At 46.9% G+C, this 17,479-nt stretch carries 13 protein-coding genes; 1 reads left to right on the top strand and 12 read right to left on the bottom strand.

Features of this window, described 5'->3' with window-relative positions:
* The 12 genes from B5F83_RS02530 to B5F83_RS02470 all read right to left on the bottom strand — a co-directional run bounded on the left by B5F83_RS02530 (nucleotide 1) and on the right by B5F83_RS02470 (nucleotide 14,620).
* Nucleotides 1–1,452: a lipopolysaccharide biosynthesis protein gene (locus tag B5F83_RS02530; protein WP_087275172.1), complete on the bottom strand. Its 1,452-nt coding sequence runs from the start codon at nucleotides 1,450–1,452 to the stop codon at nucleotides 1–3.
* A gap of 14 nt (nucleotides 1,453–1,466) precedes the next feature.
* A complete protein-coding gene (locus B5F83_RS02525) occupies nucleotides 1,467–1,829 on the bottom strand; it encodes a serine acetyltransferase (protein WP_204207306.1) in 363 nt (120 codons plus the stop codon).
* Between the two features lie 372 nt (nucleotides 1,830–2,201).
* The gene (locus B5F83_RS02515; protein WP_158094128.1) at nucleotides 2,202–3,008 is read right to left on the bottom strand and encodes an acyltransferase family protein; all 807 of its coding nucleotides are present in this window, start codon (nucleotides 3,006–3,008) and stop codon (nucleotides 2,202–2,204) included.
* 23 nt (nucleotides 3,009–3,031) lie between these two features.
* On the bottom strand, nucleotides 3,032–4,042 hold the full coding sequence (locus B5F83_RS02510) for an NAD-dependent epimerase (protein WP_087275179.1): 1,011 nt from the start codon (nucleotides 4,040–4,042) through the stop codon (nucleotides 3,032–3,034).
* 4 nt (nucleotides 4,043–4,046) lie between these two features.
* Nucleotides 4,047–5,357: a UDP-glucose/GDP-mannose dehydrogenase family protein gene (locus B5F83_RS02505; protein ID WP_087275181.1), complete on the bottom strand. Its 1,311-nt coding sequence runs from the start codon at nucleotides 5,355–5,357 to the stop codon at nucleotides 4,047–4,049.
* A 6-nt stretch (nucleotides 5,358–5,363) separates the two neighbouring features.
* The gene (gene wecC, locus B5F83_RS02500) at nucleotides 5,364–6,569 is read right to left on the bottom strand and encodes a UDP-N-acetyl-D-mannosamine dehydrogenase (protein ID WP_087275183.1); all 1,206 of its coding nucleotides are present in this window, start codon (nucleotides 6,567–6,569) and stop codon (nucleotides 5,364–5,366) included.
* Nucleotides 6,566–7,276 (bottom strand): CpsB/CapC family capsule biosynthesis tyrosine phosphatase, encoded by a 711-nt coding sequence (locus tag B5F83_RS02495; protein ID WP_087275184.1) that lies wholly within the window; start codon nucleotides 7,274–7,276, stop codon nucleotides 6,566–6,568. Before B5F83_RS02495 ends, wecC begins: the two co-directional genes overlap by 4 nt.
* Nucleotides 7,277–7,287: 11 nt before the next feature.
* On the bottom strand, nucleotides 7,288–9,720 hold the full coding sequence (locus B5F83_RS02490; protein WP_087275186.1) for a tyrosine-protein kinase family protein: 2,433 nt from the start codon (nucleotides 9,718–9,720) through the stop codon (nucleotides 7,288–7,290).
* A gap of 20 nt (nucleotides 9,721–9,740) precedes the next feature.
* Nucleotides 9,741–10,559: a polysaccharide biosynthesis/export family protein gene (locus tag B5F83_RS02485; protein ID WP_087275518.1), complete on the bottom strand. Its 819-nt coding sequence runs from the start codon at nucleotides 10,557–10,559 to the stop codon at nucleotides 9,741–9,743.
* Nucleotides 10,559–11,701 carry an MraY family glycosyltransferase gene (locus B5F83_RS02480; protein WP_087275520.1) on the bottom strand — a complete coding sequence of 381 codons (1,143 nt, stop codon included), beginning with the start codon at nucleotides 11,699–11,701 and terminating at the stop codon, nucleotides 10,559–10,561. Before B5F83_RS02480 ends, B5F83_RS02485 begins: the two co-directional genes overlap by 1 nt.
* 25 nt (nucleotides 11,702–11,726) lie before the next feature.
* The gene (locus B5F83_RS02475) at nucleotides 11,727–12,302 is read right to left on the bottom strand and encodes a UpxY family transcription antiterminator (protein WP_143822442.1); all 576 of its coding nucleotides are present in this window, start codon (nucleotides 12,300–12,302) and stop codon (nucleotides 11,727–11,729) included.
* A 230-nt stretch (nucleotides 12,303–12,532) separates the two neighbouring features.
* Nucleotides 12,533–14,620 carry an alpha-L-fucosidase gene (locus tag B5F83_RS02470; RefSeq protein WP_087275188.1) on the bottom strand — a complete coding sequence of 696 codons (2,088 nt, stop codon included), beginning with the start codon at nucleotides 14,618–14,620 and terminating at the stop codon, nucleotides 12,533–12,535.
* 93 nt (nucleotides 14,621–14,713) lie between these two features.
* Between B5F83_RS02470 and B5F83_RS02465 the strand changes: the two genes are divergently transcribed.
* The gene (locus B5F83_RS02465) at nucleotides 14,714–17,302 is read left to right on the top strand and encodes a 4-alpha-glucanotransferase (protein WP_087275190.1); all 2,589 of its coding nucleotides are present in this window, start codon (nucleotides 14,714–14,716) and stop codon (nucleotides 17,300–17,302) included.
* Nucleotides 17,303–17,479: the final 177 nt, after the last annotated feature.

The following is a 17,479-nucleotide window of genomic DNA, read 5'->3' as shown; positions in this document are numbered from 1 at the left end:
TTATTTCCTAACTAAATATTTTTTTAGGTTAAAAACAATATCTCTTTCTTTCGGGAACAATAATAATATGATAAAATATATAGCAGCGGATATTCCACAAAAAACAATTTGTAAAATTATACTGTCATTCGTATTTGCATGAATTAGCAAAACAAATCCAGACATAACAATAGCAGCGACAATTGACGGCATGATATTTTTTATCATTGAACTAAACGATATCCTTAAAACTATATATATTATTACTGCATTAATCAATATGGCCGTAAGTCTTATTATTGAACGTACATCACATAAAACATTAAAGCCATAATCCACTGCAATCATAATTGCTGGGATTAAAAAACATAAATGACAAGCCTGCATAAGTACCGACAATTTCGGTTTCCCTTTCGCCCTATAAAGCTCACTGCAATAATGTGATAAAACGATTGTCACGGCACTTGTCAATCCCCACAAACCGATAAAATGTGCAGCTTCGTGCCATTGATTTCCCAACAATATAGTGGTTATCAAATCCTGAAACAAAAAGATTCCCACGCCTAAAGGGATAACCAGAATTCCGACCAATTTCTGAAATGAAAAGAACATTTTTTTCAGACCGGCATCATCGTCCTGTAATTTGGATAGAGAAGAAAAGAGTACCGGAGTCGTGGCAGCCGTTATCAGCCCCATAATCTGACCGACCGTAGACATCGAAGTTCTATATATTCCCAAATAATGCTCGTTAAGCATCGTTCCAACTATAAATATATCCACATAGCCTGTAAGCCAGATACTTATAGCTTCAATCATCGACCACACGGTGAAAGAAAACATTTCTTTCAACAGCTTGAAACTATAGAACCACTTGGGTTTCCATGGGGATTTTATTGTCAAAATGATTGCGTTTGAAAGATTCAAAGCTATCATTCCTATGATCAAAGACCAATAACTGCGCGTAAAATAAGCAAGCGGGATTGTAACTACTAAAGGAATCAACACTCCGATAATTCGCACCAAAAACAGCGTTTTGAAGTCCAGATTGCGCTTATACAGAGCCATTTGAATACTTGAAAATGCGGCTAATGGAATACAAAAACATGAAACCGCAATAACATCTCCGTGTCCTTCACTACCGACCAAAATGGCTATAGGTTCTGCAAATAATATTATTCCGAACCATATAACCAAAGACAAAGTAAGATTGGACCAGAATGCCACAGTCGTGGATCTGTATAAATCATCTGTACTTTTAAATTTATGCTGAATCAGATACTTCTGGAAACCTGCATCGGTAAAAATCTCTGCAAAACTAATGACCATGGTTGCCGTTACCAACACACCGAAAGCATCGGGTGTAAGCAATCTCGCCAATACCATCGTAGATATCGGCGAAACCAATTTGGCCGCTATTTCAGTTACAGTAGACCATTTTGTAGCAGTAACTACCTGATTGTTAAGATTTGACATTAATAAGAGATTCCTTAAATCTTATTATTTATATAATTTTCAGTCGCGTTTTCCTTGCTTTTAATAATACATGGATTTCCAAACACTATCGAATGCGAGGGAATATCTTTATTTACATAGGTATTAGGAGCTATCAACACATCATCTCCTATCATTATTTTACCTACTATTGTACTATTTACACCTATCCAAACGCTATCGCCAATAACTGGAGCACCCTTTCGTTCTCCTCTATTCTCTTGTCCGATAGTAACACCTTTATGTATATTACAGTTCTTTCCAATAATAGCATTCGGATTTATTGTTATTCCATACGGATGTCCTATATACAATCCTTCTCCTATGGTTACAGCAGAACTGATTTCAACATGATACATAAAATTACATATCCGTAACATTATGAGGCAAAAGATTTTACCCCCCCCCCTTGCTTGATTGGCTTTTTCTGAACCAATACTGATAGCAAGGGCATGCCCCTTTACGCAATTTGTCTTTTTTCCATAAATTATCCATAACGACACTAACCAATTAAAAATCTACCAAATTTTGTCTTTACCGTAAGATACGAAAATGAAACGGACAAAATAATCGCCACTACAAACCCCATCCAAGGCAATATATAAGGAGATACCGATTCCATAAACCCGAAATCATAATACAACAATTTCAAGATAAACTGCTGATAAATATATACTCCGAAACATAATGCGCTCACCTTCATCAAACTTTGCGATATTTTTATCTTATTTTTAATCAAAAGCCAATTTACGGTAATATAAGTCATTATTACTCCACTCCAGGAATAAATAAGAACCGATGCCTTTTGAGCAGACATCTTTAACACTTTGTATAATAAGCCTGAATCTTCCCCCCCCCCATGCAGAATTTGCTATCTGTTCACGTATTAACGTAAAAGACACAAATAGTATAATATAAGCAAAGATTGAAAATACAGCATATTTGCCTTCAAAAAATCTTGACAAGTCTATGTCTTTTTTCTTTAAAATATACCCAGTATAAAAAAACAACAGGTAATACATTGCACTTGTCATTCTAAAAGGTAACGGCAAAAACGATATTAGCGAACACACTACTAATAGCGGGAAAACAATAAATGGCTTGATTTTAAGCTTTTCTATTACAAATATTGCAACGAAACACCAAAAGAGCATCGGAAGAAACCATAAATGCCCAGCGCCATTTACTATGGTATAAACTATATCAAAAACAGGAGCCTTTAAATCATAAAATATCAGATAATAAATAATCCCAAAAAAGAAGCACGGCAATAACAAACGTTTTGCCTTCTTCAATATGGTATTCTTAAATGATATTATTGTCTCCCCTTTTGTTCTAACCTGATAACCAAATAAATATCCAGAGATAAAAACGAACATTTCCAGCATAAAACTATATGAAGCAGAAGCTATCCACCAATATGCTGGAATCTGACAATAACCATCGGGCGCATCCCAGGCACCATTAAATATGGCAAATGAGTGATACAATACGAGTAGTATGATTAAAATCACTCGTATGACGGAAACATCATCCAAATATCGTGGTTTTAATGAATTCGTCATTTCTCAAAATACCCCTTATACCACTTAACAAATTCACTTATCCCTTCTTTCAAAGAAGTTCTGGCCTTGTAGCCCATTACCCGTTCGAGTTTCTCCGTATCAGCGTATGTAGTATAGACATCCCCTTTCTGCATAGGCAGCATGACCATCTCGGCCTTCCTGCCTATCGCATCTTCGAGCGTATGGATGAAATCCATCAGCTGCATTGGATGTCCGCAACCGATATTGTACACATCGGCCGGGATTTCAGAAACCGGAGCCTTGTCTATTACCCTGAGAACACCTTCGACTATATCGTCAATATATGTGAAATCACGGGACAAATCGCCGTTGTTGAAGACCTTGATAGGTTCTCCTGCCATTATGGCCTTTGTAAAAAGCATAGGGGCCATGTCAGGTCTCCCCCATGGCCCATAAACCGTAAAGAAACGTAATCCCGTAGTAGGAATCCCATACAACTTCGAATACACATGCGCCATCAGTTCATTGGATTTCTTTGTGGCGGCATATAGCGATACGGGGTTGTCCACACGGTCGTCTTCGGAGAACGGGACTTTCGTATTTCCACCGTAGACCGAACTCGATGAAGCATAAACGAAATGTCTGACAGGATACGCCCTCGCCGCTTCCAAAAGGTTCAGGAAGCCGACGATATTGCTCTGAATGTATGCGAAAGGATTTTCTATCGAATATCGGACACCGGCCTGCGCCGCAAGGTTCATTATGGCATCGAAACTCTCCGTCTCGAACAATCTGCGCACAGCCTCCTTGTCTTCGATATCGACACGCATAAAACGGTAATGCTCATACTTGCTGCTTACTACCGTATGGCCTTGGACAATCTTTTCTTCAGCGATACCGCATTCTGCAAGCCGTGCATATTTAAGACTTACGGGATAATAATCATTGATATTGTCTATTCCTACGACTTCATCCCCCCGTTCCAACAGCCGCTTTACCAAATGGAAACCTATAAAACCAGCCGCACCGGTAACCAATATTTTCATAAGACTAACCTATTTTATAATAAGCGAAACCGTTTTCATTCAGTTCTTCCTTGTCATAGATGTTTCTGCCATCTATAAGGACTTTCTGCTTCATCGTTTTCCCTAAAACTGCGAAGCTCGGCATACGGAACTCTTTCCATTCCGTAACGAGCATGAGTGCATCGGCATCGAGGGCCGCCTCATACATATCCTTGCAATACACTACTTTGTCACCAATACGGCGACGGCATTCGTCCATTGCAATCGGGTCGTAAACCTTTACCGTACATCCTGCTTTAGTCAGTCTGTCTATCAGAACCAAAGAAGGGGCTTCGCGCATATCGTCCGTTTCCGGCTTGAATGCAAGTCCCCACATGGCCACAATCTTGCCTTTCAAATCCCCGCGGAAATGCTTTTCCAATTTTTCAAAGAGGATGCCTTTCTGATGCTCGTTCACGTCTTCTACGGCTTTCAGCACGCGCATTTCATAACCGTTTTTCTCGGCTGTCTTAATCAACGCCTTCACATCTTTAGGAAAACATGAACCGCCGTAACCGCAACCCGGATAAAGGAATTTCTTTCCGATACGTGTATCGCTTCCTATACCTTTGCGCACCATGTTCACATCGGCTCCCACAAGTTCGCAAAGGTTTGCGACATCATTCATGAAAGAAATACGTGTAGCGAGCATCGAGTTTGCAGCATATTTTATCATCTCAGCCGAAGGTATGTCTGTAAAAATCATTCGCTCTCCGCTAAGCATGAACGGCTTGTACAACTTCGCTATCAGTTTTTGCGCACGCTCGCTGTCAGTACCCACAACGACCCTGTCCGGGGTCATGAAATCCTTTATGGCCGCACCTTCTTTCAGAAATTCGGGATTGGAAGCCACATCGAATTCCACATCGGCACCTCTTTTTGCAAGTTCTTCCATAATTGCTGCCTTGACCTTCAAAGCAGTACCTACCGGAACAGTGGATTTGGTTACGAAAACAGTATATCTATTGATATTCTGCCCGAAAGTCCTTGCCACATTCAACACATAATGCAAATCCGCACTGCCGTCCTCGTCCGGAGGAGTACCGACCGCACAGAACACTACTTCGACATTATCGAGGCATGTAAGCAAATCCGTAGTAAAGTGGAGCCTTCCGGCCTCGACATTACGCTTTACCATGTCTTCAAGTCCCGGTTCATAAATGGGAATCCGGCCTTGCAATAAAGACTTTATTTTCTCTTCATTAACATCGACACAGGTCACATCTATACCCATTTCAGCGAAACATGTTCCTGAAACCAAACCTACGTAACCTGTACCTACTATCGCTATATTCATATCCCTTTACCTCTTAAATATTCCGCAGAAATCCAGTATCACCTTGTCGCTACGCCATTCAAGGGTCTTGAACGGGTCGTGGGCGGTAAGGAAAGCCACGATATCGGCCTTTTCGTAAGCCTCGCGGTAGTCGGTCAGCTTGAACACATGGTGCTCCTTGACATTCGGTTCCACAACGAGGATGTTTGCATTGTTGCAGCCCTGCATCACCTTGGTGACGATGTATTTTGCAGGGGATTCGCGCAAGTCGTCGATATTCGGTTTGAAAGCAAGTCCCATCATCGCGACTACCGGTTTGCGATGGTTCAGAAGCTCGAACTCCAACATGGCGTTCTTTACCTTCTCGGCGCACCAGAAAGCCTTATAGTTGTTTATTTCCCGGGCATCAGCTATGAGTTTGGACTCCGCAGGAAAATCGGCAGTGATAAAATAAGGGTCGACCGCTATGCAGTGTCCACCCACTCCGCAACCCGGCTGGAGGATATTAACGCGCGGATGCTTGTTGGCAAGGCTGATGAGTTCCCATACATTGATTCCCGCCTTGTCGCATATCAGCGAAAGCTCGTTGGCAAAGGCTATCTGCACATCGCGGCTGGAGTTCTCTGTCAGCTTGCACATCTCCGCGGTGCGGCAGTTGGTCCTGTGCAAGGTTCCCTGTACGAACTGCGAGTAGAACCCTATAGCCTTTTCCGTGGATTCCGGAGTAAGGCCTCCGATTACGCGGTCGTTGTGTACCAATTCATATATTACGTTGCCCGGCAACACCCTTTCCGGACAATAGGCAATGTATATCTTGCCCTCAAGCTCCGGACGTTCTTCGAAAATAATCTTCGCCATGCCTTCGGTCGTACCTATCGGCGAAGTGGACTCTATCACGTAAAGGTCTCCTTCCTTCAACAGCGGGAGCACCGCCATCGTAGCCGCCTCTACGTATGAAACATCCGGCTCATGATTGCCTTTGAAAGGAGTCGGAACCACCATGAAATAGGCATCGCACACTTCCGGGGCGACCGATGCCGTCAACATTCCGGAAGAGACTACCTCCTTCAGCATATCTTCCAAACCGGGCTCGATGATATGCAGTTTCCCCGCATTGGTCATTTCCACGACCTGCGGATTGATATCCACGCCCTTAACCTCAATGCCGTGCTTTGCGGCGATAATCGCTGTCGGGAGCCCTATGTATCCCAACCCCATGAAACATGCTTTCATTGCACTGATGTATTTTTAATTAAACTTATTGTCTTCGATGACAGTTTTTCCGATATGGTATGCCTGAACATCCTGAGCCCGTGTATGTCCGAGCCGAACATGTTCACATAGCCCTTCTTCAGAAGCCACCGTGACCTTTTGCGCACCTGCTCCCCGTAAAGGCCGGCGAGCGAAGGCAGGTTCATCTGAAAAGCCGTCCCCATATCCTTAAGACGGTCATAGTCACCGTCACTCATGTACGAATATCTTTCAGGATGGGCAAGTATCGGAAAATATCCTTTCGCCTTGATCCGTTCCATGATTCCGAACAAATCCACCGGAGGATTGAAATACGAGGTTTCGACCAAAAGACGGTTGCCTTCAAATCCCCACGGCAGCAGTTCGCCCTGCGCAAGGCGTTCCTCGAACAGCCTGTCCAACATGTTTTCCGAAGCGAGGTGCAGGGAGATGTTACCTTTATATATATTGCACAGCTCTGCAAAACGTTCTTTCAGAACAGCCGGTGTATTGGGCACATCCTCCATTACATGTGATGTCAGCCATACCGAAATGATTCCGAGCCTTTCATACAGCGCCAATATCTCCAAGGCTTCTTCCATAGTCCGCACACCATCGTCCACACCCGGAAGTATGTGCGAATGGCAGTCGGTAAAGCCGCGGAACACTCCGCTTTCCTCAAGAGAGAGATGTCTTCCGAAAGTCCACATGGCAGACTCAACTATTTCTGGACGTAACCTTCGTAACTTCCGTAACCGTAGTTGTATCCGTAACTGTACCCGTACTTGCGGTAACCGTAACGGCCCTGGGCCACTTCAGTACCGTTGAGCACGAGCAGCATGCCCTTGAACTTATTATCCGCATAAAAACCGTTTATCTGAGGCAGCATGCGTTTGTCAAGCAGCCCGGCCCTTGCCACGAACAGGGTATAGTCCGCATGACGTCCAATGATGGAAGTATCAGCCACCACTTCGACCGGAGGACAGTCTATGAAAATATAATCATACTTCTGCTTCAATTCGGAGAGCAACTGCCCCAATCTTTCCGAAAACAGGAGCTCGGCAGGATTCGGAGGTATGGTTCCGACAGGAATGATATCGAGGTCAAGTATCGACTTGTCCTTGAAAATTATGGAAAATAACGATACGTCCTTATCCGCGAGATAATTAGACACTCCGGTCTTTATATTGCCGACATAACTGCTCAGGGTCGCCTTCCTCAAATCGAGGTCTACGATGACTGTCTTTTTCTTCTTTATCGCAAAACTTGCCGCAAGGTTGGATATAACGAAGGTCTTTCCACTGTCCGGATTCATGGATGTAACCATGATTACCTTAGGCCCTTCTTCTTTGCCGATTACGAATTCAAGGTTTGTACGTACCACCCTGAACGCCTCGTTTATCACATCGCGGCTCTGGGCCCTGACCACGATTTCCGGAACCTCTTTCTCGTATTTCTTTTTCCTCTGTCTCATGCCGGCCAGCCTTGAAAAACGTTTCTTCTTGCCGATGAGCGGAATCTCACCGAGGAACGGAACATTCATGCCCTCGATGTCCTTACGTCCCCTGATAGCGGTATTGAACATTTCCTTAATGAAAATGACAGCTATCGGTATCAGGACTCCGAGAGCTATGGCTATCAGGAAAATATTCCGTTTAACCGGAGCCGTAGGCAACATGCTGCCGGTCGGAGGCGTGATGATGCGGGTATTGTAGGCCGTAAACGCCTGGGAAAGTTCGTTTTCCTCGCGTTTTTCGAGCAGGAAGAGATAAAGGGCCTCCTTTACCTTCTGCTGCCTTTCGTCCGACAACAGGTCTTTAGCCTGCGAAGGGCTCGCGGCTATCTTCGCCATTATCTGCTCGTTTGTCTGCTCCAAAGTCTCTATCTGCGTATTCAGTGTCACCACAAGATTGTCTATGGAAGTGATGATGGCTTCACGCATGGACTTCAGCGCATTGTCCATATCTTTCACCAAAGGGTTCTCGTCGCTACTGTTCGCGACCAAGTTGTTCCTCTGGAGCTGTGCTGTGTTGTATTCCGAAATCTGATTCTCGATATTGCCTCCGGATATTCCGGAATTGGCCGGCAGCAGCTGGTTCTGTGACTCTCCTGCGGCAAGATAACTCTTTATGTATTTTGCCATGGACAGCTGCATGCTGAGTTCCAGTATCTGCGCATTTGTCTCCTGGCTCTGCGACATATACATGCTCGAAGCGGCCTGTATGTCCGGAAGCAGATTCTCGCCCTTATACGATGCTATGTCCGCATCCACTGTCCCGAGCTCGTTCTCGATTACTTTCAGACGGTCGTTTATGAACATGGACGTACTGACGGCTATCTGGTTCTTGTCTTTCAGCCAGTTTTCGTTATATACGGCTATGAGCGTATTCAGCACATCCTCGGCCCTCTGTATGCATACATCTGTTATCGAAAGATTGATTATCGTGGCATCCTCGTTGGCAAGGCCGACCGACAGCCTTTGCGAATAAGACTGCACGGCGCCATAAATCGTCGAACGGCTGACATATACGTCCGAGTCGAAAGTCCCTGAATAATACGGCGTAGTCGAAACGACAATCCTGCCGACAGGGGTTTCTATGGTATCATTGAGCTTTCCTGTCGCCTCTGCATCGGATTCCTCCCCGTTACGGACGAAATCCGAAAAACCAAGAGTGCCGTCCGCAGCAGGCTTTATCGTGAATGAAGCTGACTCATTGTCGTTCAGGTCAAGGAAACTCACCGATACCGGCAGGTTCTGTCCGTAGAGTACCCTATCGTAAAAACGTCCGTCTACCTTATAGTTCACATCCAAATGCAACCTCTTAACCACATCGGTCATGATTGCCGGCGACTGCAAGGCTATCACCTCATTGTTCACATTGGTATTGGACTGTACCAGCCCCATGCTGGCAAAAGCGGAACTCACATCGCTCGAAATGGACTGTCCCTTTCCCTCCTCTTTTATAAGCATCGAAGCCGAGCGGGTATACTCCGGAGGGGTCCTCATTATATATATCAAAGCCAAAGCGATGAGCACTACGAGCGATATCGCGAACCAATACCACTTGGACAGGCACATGTACAGGAAATCCTGTATGCTTATGAAATCTTCGGACTGTTTTACCTGATTGTTTGCACTGATATTATCTGCCATGATTCGATATATTTTCTATTTTAAGGTATAATGATATTTATGATTGAAGCTATGAGCGAAGCAATCGATATCCAGAACGAAGTAGAAAGAAGGTTGTTTCCGTTCACAGTGGACTGCCTTGCTTTCACCGGATTAGGCTCGACATATACGACATCGTCCTGCATCAGATAATAGGCCGGCGAAGTATATACCTGTTCTCCCGAAGTAAGGTCTATCCTGTAGGCCTTCATCACCCCGTCCTCCACTCTCTGCACGAGGACGTTGTTCCGCTGGCCGTATATAGTCAGGTCTCCGGCCATGCTGAGGGCGTCGATTACAGTGATGCAGTCCCTGTCGATATTGAACCGGCCTGGTTTGTTCACCTCTCCCATCACCGAGATGCAAAGGTTCATATATTCCACAGTAACGACCGGGTCCTTTACGAGGTTGTTGTTTATCAGCTCGTTCTTAATATATTCGGCAACATTTTCACGTTTCATTCCTTCGACCTTTATTTTACCCAATACAGGAAAATCTATATATCCTTCTTCGTCTATGGTATATCCCATTATACCCTGGGTGGTCGATGTTGTCACGTTAACCCTCGAAGACATCCCGAGCTGCCTCGAAACATACGGAAGGTTGAACAAATCCATCAGCTGGGGGTCGCGGCTGTTTACGAGGATTGAGATCTTGTCCCCGGGCCGCAGGGTAATTTCTTTCGGAGTCGCAAGTGGCATCTCGTAAAGGCCTGAGGAAATATCTTGAAAATATACTACCTTCTTGTAAGAAGAACACGAAGCGAGCAGGAACACCCCCGACAACAGCAGGAAGGCCGCCCGTAAAATAGAACGATTCATCATATTGTTTTTTCTTGTTTTATATTCCACAGTCTTCTGCCCCTTCCCTTGTTCTGCCTGATGGCATAGTTGATTCCGAGCTGCATCACAGTCCAAATCGTCACATCAAGCACAAGGAGCAGGGTCGTGTCCATCCTGTCGGCCAGCAGATAGTTGAAACCGATGAAGAACAGGGAGACACACAATATCGTAATCATCACCGAACGCACCCTCATCCCGGTACGCAGCAGTTTGTGATGAAAATGGTTCTGATCCGGCAGGAATGGGTTCTTCCCTTCCCTGAGACGGTGAAGCACAACCCTTACTACATCGAAAAGAGGCACTAAAAGGGTCGAGAACGCCACTATCATGTCCGGATTGCCCGCCTTTATGTTTTCAGAAGGCTCCACAACGCTCATGTGGATGACGAGGGCGCTCAATATGTAGCCCAAAGTCAGGCTGCCCGTGTCTCCCATGAAGAGCTTGTGCCCTTTGTTGGCATTGCCGAACACGTTATAGAACCAAAACGGTATCACCACACCTAAGGTGGAGAAAGCCAGCATCGCATAAATATACTCTCCCTCTATGACATGCAGGATGCCCAGGACTGTCAGTGCGATACAGCACAGCCCCGAAGCGAGGCCGTCTATGCCGTCTATAAGGTTGATTGCATTTGTGATATACACTACAATCAGGAGTGTCAGCGGAATCCCGATGAAAGCCGGAATCTCATAAACCCCGAAAAGGCCTCCGAGCGAATTAATCCATTCCCCGGGCCAGACGAGAAGCAGGGCCGCAACTATCTGGGCCATGAATTTATAACGGTAGCCCACGCCGATAAGGTCGTCCGCCAGACCCACCAGATACAGCAGCATGCCTCCGGCGGCCAGGAAGAAAAACTGGCAAAGGGTCTGTTCGATATCGATATTGACCAATGTATATCCGGTAAAATACCTCACGCCCATCATGAAACATACCGAAATCAGTATGGCCGGGAAAAACGAAACGCCTCCGAGCCTCGGGATTGGCACCTTGTGTACCTTCCTGCTGTCCGGCATATCGAAAAGCTCCTTCTTGTAGGAGATGACCAGGATTTTAGGAATGATGAGGCATCCTAAAAAAATGGCAAGCAACAAATCGCAGCACAAAAACAAGTAATACATCATAAAAGGCCGATTTATAAAAGGTTCAGTTAATCAATTGTATATACTCCGGTTGGACTTCAACGCTCACCGACAGTAAGTTGGGAAGCTCTATCAAAATCCTTTTGACACGCGAGCCGCGGACTGCAAGCAGCCTGCCTTCATACCCGTCGAGATTGCCACCGACCATCCTCACTTTCTTTCCGCACATCTGCGGAGTGAGTTCGTCAGGGACATAGAACACCGGGGACTCGGCGGCACGTACCGCATATATGAAACGCTCCATATCCGCATCCCTTACCGTCATCGGTTCGCGGAAACCTCCGCGCACGAAACGGTATTGCAACGTAGGTGTTTTTTCTACAACCGGGTCGAGAATCCCGCGCGACTCATGGACAAAAAGCAAATCCTGTATTACCGGTATTTCCTCCCTGATTCTTTTCCCTCTACAGACAGACAGCCTGCTTTTCAAAGGGGTGAATACCTCAATGCCCTTCATTGCCAGCTCTTTGAATGCAGGCATCTTGGCATTGTGGCGTTTCAAATCCCTCATGACATACCATCTTTTGGGCTCGGCTTCCTCCGTCAACGCCGGAGGATGATTTTCGGAATCAGGTCCCATTACTGTATCGAAAGGTAAATTCATTAATCCTGAAAAGATATATAAAACATTATAATCCAATCAGTTAAAAATAGGTTCACAAAATCGGGACAATATTGCTTCATATCCGCTAAATCCCATTAATACTTAAAACCGGGTAAACAGTTTATAATACAAAAATAGGCATTATTTTTTAATCGGGACACCTGTTTCCGCAAAATTTACCGGGGGGGGGGTATTTTTTACGTATTTTACAGAACAATGCCGATGTTATGCAGCCTTCCGTCAGTATGTTCCGAAGGAGTGTCGGCAGCCTCTATCCGTATTTCGGCCGGCACTCCGGCCCTGATAGCGGCAGGCAGTTCAATCACGTCGGCACAGAGGCCCTGTTCCGGCGATACGGACAGACCGGCATAAAGTACGTTCTCAAACCTGTTATATGAACGCAAGAGTATCTGGTTATTCCCTTTCACGAGCCTGACCACGACCTTTTCACAGTTGCGCCCGCTGCGGTACGGATTCAGATGTTTCGCGCATAATTTTCCATTCACATACAATTCCATGCCGTTTCCGGACACAACGTCCAGAACCAGCTCGCGTTCTTTGTCTGAAACCACATCCAGCACCATGCGGCAATTGCCGAACGGATGCGATTTTACTGAAATTTCCCCTGATTGCGGCATCAGTGACCATCCCTCGAAACCAGTGACCGCCGCGACCGTATCCGGAGTATCGAAGGACGAAGCGCGGTAAAGCTGCATATAAGCCCCTTCCACGGAATAATCCGACCTGTCCGGATTCACCGCCAGAGAGCCTTTCAGCTCAAATTCGCGGGTTTCCCCGTTTACAGAAAGGCGGATTTTCCTGCCGTTTTCGGAAGAAGTGTGTACTATCCTCACGCTCTTGACGTCCTTGTTCCTCCCGAACTTCCTGCCAGGCATGATTTCCCACGAATATGCGACCGTACTGCGGTAATTGCTGTAATAGTCGAAACACGAATAGCTGTAGTCCTTTACAGCATTCCGGCCGGACAGGATACTTCCTTCAGCGCATTCCATCGCACCCTCCGACAGCGGTTCTATCCGACGGTCGAAAACTATGCTCACTATAGGAATCTCGTCTTCACAATACTCCGGGACACATACTGTCAGATAATCGCCCTCCTGTCTGTATACGGCATTATCCTGCACGGATACGGCCGAATATCCCGGCATCCGGAGAACTACCTCCCCGTCAGCGGGACGTTTTCCTGAAAATATGAGGTTCAGAACATTGTCCTTCCTCGTCACTGCGCCCCACTCGAAATCTTCACGGAAAGGAGAGGCTTCGGTGCCGTAGATGGCGGACCCGTTTTCATCCAGCCATTTTCCTATTGTCAGAAGCACGTCGCGCTCGAAAGGAACAACGGCTCCCGTCCCATCCGGACCGATGTTCAACAGATAATTCCCGCCGTGCGAGACTACCCTTATCAGGCTGCGGAGTTTTTCCATCGCCTTTACGGACACACTTCCCCTCTCCTGCCACGAACGGTAGCTCCATGTCTCATCGAACATGGATGCTGCGGTCTGCCAAGGGGCTTGTAACGCCCCGTCCGGATACCTGTTATCGCCCATTACTGAAAAATCGTAGAAATCATTGCCGATACGGCCGCTTACCATACAATCCGGCTGCAACGAATGGACAAGCGTGTAAAGTTCACGGCTCTGCCCGGGAGTCTGCGAGCCCATGTCGAACCAGAGCTCGGATATAGGCCCGTATTTCGTAAGAAGCTCCGTGACCTGCGCTTTGTTTAGTTCATGGTGCTGCGGTGTGACAAAATCCGCATTGTGGCTCGAAATAGGATATGCGTACGGATAATGCCAGTCGATTATGGAAAAATACAGCCCGAATCTCATTCCCGCCTTTGCGCATGCCTGCGAAAGTTCACGGACGAAATCGCGGCCGCAAGGTGTCGCATCAACCGAATTGAAATCCGTGGTTTCCGTTCCGAACATGCAGAAACCGTCATGGTGCTTGGACGTAAAGACTATTGATTTCATCCCGGCACGCTCCGCAAGGGCCACTATGCTGTCTGCATCGAAAGCCGTCGGATCAAGCTCGTCGGCAGTCAGCGCATACCAATCGCTGAAAATCCCGGCAAAAGACTGTATCTGCTCGCTATATCCCTGAGTCACAGGTTTTCCATCCCACACTCCGCCGAGCACCGAATACAGCCCGAAATGGATGAACATTGAATACTTCCCGTCATGCCACTCCTCTTCCGGAAGGTTCCCGCCCATCGAGACAAGGGGGCAGACTGACATTAAAAGCGCCAAGGCCGCAACTGATATCTTTTTCATACAGGAAAATAATTTTCGCGAAGATAGGTAAAATCGGTAAATTTGCATTCTTTATGTAAAATTTCATTCCATGATTATGTAGAATTTCATCCCATGAAAATTACATTCAGCATAAATTTCAGGACATCGCCGGGAGATGCCGTTTTCCTGCTTCTCGACGGGAAGAAAATAAGGATGTACCCTTCCGGCCGCTGCCGGGACGATTGGAAGGCGGTTGCAGAAGTATCCCCATGGACAGACATCAGATATTGTTTTCAGATTGAATGCGGCCCTTCATCGCCGATACCGGGCCTCGTCATGCATGAAACCGGGGGAGAAAGGCATCTGACCACAGGGAATGGAGACATCTCGATAAAATGCTCATGGCAGGGTTATGACAATTCCGCCCTGTTGCTTTCCGACCCATTCACAAAAATATTTTTCCCTCACAAATGCCACCCGTTAACGTTGGAAGAGGGTCGCGGGATTTTCCTGACAGTTACAGTCCCTGCCGTAAAAACCGGGGATAGCATATTAGTAAGCGGCGAGAACCCCTGCCTCGGGCGGTGGAACACATCGGAAGCCCTGAGGATGGAACCTTGCGAAGCAGGCAGATGGGCGGCCGAAATCCCCATCCGGGAGACGGACAAACGCCTTGTTTTCAAGTTTATAATGAAACGGGGCAATGGCGAAATCGTCTGGGAGAACGGAGACAACAGGGTGCTGGACATACCTGTCCAGGACATCCATGTTCAGGAACAAGGCGGGGACAAAATTCCCGGGACATCCTGCATTTTCGAGTTTTCCTCAGCCGATTTCGGACAGGAACCGCCACGTTTTGCAGGAACGGCCGTGCCAGTCTTTTCCCTAAGGGTCAGGGACGGCTACGGCATAGGGGACTTCAGCTGCATAAAGGCCGCCGCCGACTGGCTCCACGCCACAGGACAGCACATATTGCAGATACTCCCGGTAAACGACACTACGGCAAACCGCACATGGGACGACTCGTACCCTTACAATGTCATTTCAGTCATGGCGTTGAATCCCATATACATAAACCCCTCCCTCATCAGGAATGCGTTTAAGAATACGCTTCGGAATGCGTTTGCCGGTGACAAAAGCACTGAAATCGAGGCTCTTGAGTCCGGGCTGCATGATTCGGACAGGCTGGGCTACGTAGATTACGAAAACGTAGCCGCACTTAAAGACAAATACATCCGTATCCTGTTCGGCATGTATGCCTCTGAAACTTTCGCCACACCGGATTTCAAGGAATTCTGGGGAAAAAACTGCGGCTGGCTGCTTCCATATGCCGCATTCTGTACTCTCAGGGACGAATACGCAACACCGGATTTCAATAAATGGGGCGAATACTCGGAATATTTACCGAATCTTGCCGAAAAAATGTTTTCGATGGCACGGTTCCACGACCGGATGCAACTGCAAATTTTCACCCAATACCATCTTCACGCCCAGCTTTCCGAAGCCGTATCATACGCCGCAGGGAAAGGCATAGCGATAATGGGCGACATCCCTATAGGGGTCAATCCGCACGGCGTGGATACCTGGTGCAATCCCGAATGCTTCAACATGGGATTTTCGGCAGGCGCCCCGCCCGATTATTTTTCCAAAGACGGGCAGAACTGGGGGTTCCCGACATACGACTGGGACCGGATGGCTTCCGACGGATATTCCTGGTGGAAAATGCGGCTGAAAAAGATGTCTGAATATTTTTCAATGTACAGAATCGACCATATACTCGGATTTTTCAGGATATGGGAAATTCCCCGCGGAGTAAGCTCCGGAATGTACGGGCACTTCTATCCCGCCCTGCCATACAGCGGAGAAGAGCTCCGGTCTGCCGGGTTCTTGTCTGGGCCTGAAACGGGAACCGACGGAAACGCACTTGACGGAAAAACACTTGGCGAAAAAACACTTGGCGGATTATTTATTGAAGATCCGCGCGCGAAAGGTTTTTACCATCCCCTGTTCAACGGTCCGGACACGTTGGCTTTCAAGACATTGGACAACAAAATTCAAAAGGCGTATATGCGGCTTCACGATGATTTCTTTTACAGAAGGCACAACGGATTTTGGAAAAACGGCGCAATGCTCAAGCTTTCCGAACTCGTCTCGGCTACAGGCATGACGGCTTGTGCCGAAGACCTCGGGATGATTCCCGACTGCGTTCCGGAAGTGCTTGATTCCCTGAAAATAGCATCCCTCGAAATACAGCGCATGCCCAAGAACCCGGCCCGCGAATTTGCTGACCCGGCAGGGTATCCGTACCTAAGCGTATGCAGCACGGGGACTCACGACGTATCGACACTCCGCGGCTGGTGGAAAGAAGACCCGGAAAAGACACAACGGTATTATGAAAACGTTCTCGGCATGCCGGGGAAGGCTCCAGACGAATGCACCCCCGAGATTTGTTCCGCGATAATCTCAGCCCATCTGCAAAGTCCTTCAGCCTTTGCCGTCTTCCCTCTACAGGACTGGCTGGCAACTTTCCGTTACCCCGGACGGTACGCACTCGGCCCCCACGGCACCAACGGCACGCCCACTGACGAAGAACGCATCAACGACCCGGCGAATCCGCATCACCACTGGAAATACCGGATGCCCGTCACACTTGAAAGTCTCATCGAAGACACCTACAACAACCTGTCAATCAGGAACATGATAGAGGATTCGGGCCGCTGAACCCTTGGGCCCTGTCGACAAATGCTTGGAGCGAGTAAAATTTTTACAAATAACTGATTATCAATTATTTAAGAAAACACCACTCGCTTTTGACCATGTTTGCGTACTACCCAAAAGCGAGTCCTATTTTAACAAGTAATTGATTGCCAACAACTTAATAAAACACAACTCGCTCCA

It is taken from the genome of Muribaculum sp. An289, assembly GCF_002159555.1.
Taxonomy (GTDB): Bacteria; Bacteroidota; Bacteroidia; order Bacteroidales; family UBA932; genus Merdivivens; species Merdivivens faecigallinarum.
Note: the sequence above shows the minus strand (reverse complement) of the source record. Positions and strands in the feature narration are given on the sequence as shown.

Bases quoted from the DNA above. Each gene is read 5' to 3' on its own strand.
- B5F83_RS02470 (WP_087275188.1), bottom strand. From the start codon at position 14,620: ATGAAAAAGATATCAGTTGCGGCCTTGGCGCTTTTAATGTCAGTCTGC.
- B5F83_RS02530 (WP_087275172.1), bottom strand. From the start codon at position 1,452: ATGTCAAATCTTAACAATCAGGTAGTTACTGCTACAAAATGGTCTACT.
- B5F83_RS02485 (WP_087275518.1), bottom strand. From the start codon at position 10,559: ATGAATCGTTCTATTTTACGGGCGGCCTTCCTGCTGTTGTCGGGGGTG.
- B5F83_RS02465 (WP_087275190.1), top strand. From the start codon at position 14,714: ATGAAAATTACATTCAGCATAAATTTCAGGACATCGCCGGGAGATGCC.
- B5F83_RS02475 (WP_143822442.1), bottom strand. From the start codon at position 12,302: ATGGGACCTGATTCCGAAAATCATCCTCCGGCGTTGACGGAGGAAGCC.
- B5F83_RS02495 (WP_087275184.1), bottom strand. From the start codon at position 7,276: ATGTGGACTTTCGGAAGACATCTCTCTCTTGAGGAAAGCGGAGTGTTC.
- B5F83_RS02510 (WP_087275179.1), bottom strand. From the start codon at position 4,042: ATGAAAATATTGGTTACCGGTGCGGCTGGTTTTATAGGTTTCCATTTG.
- B5F83_RS02480 (WP_087275520.1), bottom strand. From the start codon at position 11,701: ATGTATTACTTGTTTTTGTGCTGCGATTTGTTGCTTGCCATTTTTTTA.
- wecC (WP_087275183.1), bottom strand. From the start codon at position 6,569: ATGAAAGCATGTTTCATGGGGTTGGGATACATAGGGCTCCCGACAGCG.
- B5F83_RS02505 (WP_087275181.1), bottom strand. From the start codon at position 5,357: ATGAATATAGCGATAGTAGGTACAGGTTACGTAGGTTTGGTTTCAGGA.
- B5F83_RS02490 (WP_087275186.1), bottom strand. From the start codon at position 9,720: ATGGCAGATAATATCAGTGCAAACAATCAGGTAAAACAGTCCGAAGAT.
- B5F83_RS02525 (WP_204207306.1), bottom strand. From the start codon at position 1,829: ATGTATCATGTTGAAATCAGTTCTGCTGTAACCATAGGAGAAGGATTG.